The organism is Moorena sp. SIO2C4 (assembly GCF_010672485.1).
Lineage (GTDB): Bacteria > Cyanobacteriota > Cyanobacteriia > Cyanobacteriales > Coleofasciculaceae > Moorena > Moorena producens.
Map to the genome: position 1 here is coordinate 1 of NZ_JAAHGN010000997.1, position 2,825 is coordinate 2,825.

Below are 2,825 nucleotides of genomic sequence, written 5' to 3' on the forward strand. Positions count from 1 at the left end.
TTGTTTACTACCTGCCGTTGATTTGCTGACGGCTGACAGCTGATAGCTGTTGGCGTAGCCTGCGCGTAGCGCATATGCTTACCGTTCTATCTACCCTTGACCAAAGACAAAATTACCAGGTGCTTCGGGATCTTCACTACGGAAGAATTCATCGATCAGCTCGATATGTTTTTCTTTAGAAATGGAGTCATCATCCTTTAAATTAAGCCGTTTGAATACCTCGTTAGCCAAATTTTCATCACGTCCGGCGCTTCGATACCATTGTCTGTATTCCTCCAAATCCAGTTGCTCATCCCCATTAGTATCAAATAAGCTAAAGACGAAACCGGCGATGCCCTTTATTTCTGCTTCATAAGCGTCTTGGTCATTAAGGATATTCTCGATATATACCAACCATTCCTCTAAAGATATCCTATTGTCACGATTGGTGTCTGCAAACTTTTGCATACTATCCCAACGAGACATTAACTTCGATTGAAAGGAATTGTAGTTGGGTGAGCCTGGCTCCCAGCTGCGAAGCTGAGAGTAGCTTTCTAGGAAGCGCTCAAAATCCGCTTGCTCAATGAAACCGTTATTGTCGGCGTCATACATTTCAAACAATCTTGGGAATTTCTGCTTCTGCAATTCAGTTAACATAATTATTTTCTCCAGGGAGTAATAAATTCAAGTTTACACTATGTTTACCGTAGGATAACTAGTGGGACACAATTAATACACCGTTGGTTACAGCAACAGCTGATGGTCAGGGTAAAAACAGCGTCAGCTGATAGCTGAATGGTTACAAAACAGCTAATCTAGCCTTGGTGATAAATTCATAAAAAAGACTATTTGTCAAGGGTTTGTTAATAAATTTTAATCAAAGCCCCAAAATCTTGCTGTGATTGGTATTTGGGAATTTGCCTTTCTATACCAGAGGTAAAATTAACGTTTGATCGTTGTGTGTATAAGTTGGCGATATGCTCTGCTGCGCTGTATGCGATCGCTAACTAGATAACGCTGTTGCTAAAATCATAAAATTCTCAAACGTTATAATTAGCAAACCATTAGAGATTTTCTGATGATTTGTCACTAGATTGGTGATAAATTACCGACAAAATGAACTTGTCACCAATCTAGAAAAATCAGTGGCGTAGGGTGCGTTAGGGATGAGCTCACCCTAATTTTATTGGTAGCCAGTGTTGATACAGTCCATCCCGTAACGCACCACCGGGTCAAACTGGTACGGCTGAAGGCTGACGGCTGTTCGCGTAGCGTGCGCGTAGCGCATAAGCTGATAGCTGAATACTTACAAAGTACCTCACCCAATTAACAACTGCTACATCTCAAGTTTTACAATAATAATCCCTAGTTCCTTTAGCATCCAGAGAGTCTCCCAGGCGATTCAAAGCATGAACATAAGCAGCTGTGCGCATGGAAACCGCTAGTTCCTGAGAAAGTGACCAAATTGTTTCAGTTTCTTCCACCATTTTCTCCTTGAGACGTTGATGGACTTCATCGAGCTTCCAATAGTGTCCACTCCGGTTTTGTAACCATTCAAAATAGCTAACCGTGACACCTCCAGCATTAACCAAAATGTCAGGAAAAACATAGATGCCTTTTTCTTCCAAACGATTGTCAGCTGTAGAGGTTACTGGTCCATTCGCTACTTCAAAGATATAATTTGCTCTGATATTATCAACGTTTTCTTCGGTAATTTGATTTTCCAAGGCAGCGGGAATCAAGACATCTACATCTAAGGCTAAAAGGTCTTGATTAGTAATGACTTCATGCTCAACAATATTGCAAACGCTACCTCGACAGTAAACAGCTTTAATGCCTTGACTGGATGTTTTGTATTGGCGAATACTGGGAATATCTAACCCTTTTTTGGCATAAATACCCCCTTGAGAATCACTGACAGCCACAACTTTATAGCCTGCTTTAGCTAACAGTTGCGCTATCACAGCACCAGCATTACCAAATCCTTGCACGGCTACGGTGGTATTTTGAGGCAGCTGGTCAAATTTGGGCAAAATCGATTCCATCACAAAAAACGCGCCAGTAGCGGTAGCGGTATCGCGACCAACACTTCCTCCCAGTGCCAAGGGTTTACCTGTGACGACCCCTGGACTGATTTGACGGCGAATGACGCTGTATTGATCCATCATCCAACCCATAATCATGGAATTGGTGTAAACGTCGGGAGCGAGAATATCAATATCAGGCCCAATGAAATCTGCGATCGCATCGATGTAACCACGACTTAACCGTTCCAACTCCAGCTTCGATAAGGCTTTAGGATTTAGAGTAATTCCTCCTTTGCCACCGCCGAAGGGCAAATTTAAGGTGGCACATTTAAAGGTCATCCAAAAGGCTAAGGATTGGACTTCATCTAAACAAACATTGGGATGATAGCGCACTCCCCCTTTTGCTGGTCCCCTGGTGGTGTCATAGCGAACCCGATAGCCCTGAAACATCTGTAAGGAGCCATCATCCATGCGGACTGGGATAGAAACGCTCAAACTAGATTTGGGATATTTTAAGCGTGCGATCGCATCCTCGGAAATTGACACATATTTCAATGATTTCTGCAATCGTTTACTGGCATCAGCAAATAATGACTCAGACATGGCCTTATTTCTCCAGCTAACAATATTTACCATTTACCCAGTCCTGGTTATTTCAGGACTTACGCAAAGCCCCCGTTGGTCCCCCAATTCTGGGGGACTTTGACATCATTCCCCCCCAATTTTGGGGGGTTAGGGGGGCAAAACCAACTCAACTTCGTAAGTCCTATATTTAATTTAATCACAAAAAAACTGTATATTTTGTTACATTATGCTAAG

2 protein-coding genes are annotated in these 2,825 nt (G+C 42.5%); both read right to left on the reverse strand.

Going from position 1 to position 2,825, the window contains the following annotated elements; all coding sequences use genetic code 11:
* Positions 1-90: 90 nt before the first annotated feature.
* Positions 91-636: an EF-hand domain-containing protein gene (locus tag F6K20_RS32670; RefSeq protein ID WP_008184793.1), complete on the reverse strand. Its 546-nt coding sequence runs from the start codon at positions 634-636 to the stop codon at positions 91-93.
* 686 nt (positions 637-1,322) lie between these two features.
* A complete protein-coding gene (locus F6K20_RS32675; RefSeq protein WP_044493319.1) occupies positions 1,323-2,609 on the reverse strand; it encodes a Glu/Leu/Phe/Val family dehydrogenase in 1,287 nt (428 codons plus the stop codon).
* Positions 2,610-2,825: the final 216 nt, after the last annotated feature.

What these genes read in the sequence shown, in the direction of transcription:
- F6K20_RS32675 (WP_044493319.1), bottom strand. Translation starts at nt 2,609, where the DNA reads ATGTCTGAGTCATTATTTGCTGATGCCAGTAAACGATTGCAGAAATCA.
- F6K20_RS32670 (WP_008184793.1), bottom strand. Translation starts at nt 636, where the DNA reads ATGTTAACTGAATTGCAGAAGCAGAAATTCCCAAGATTGTTTGAAATG.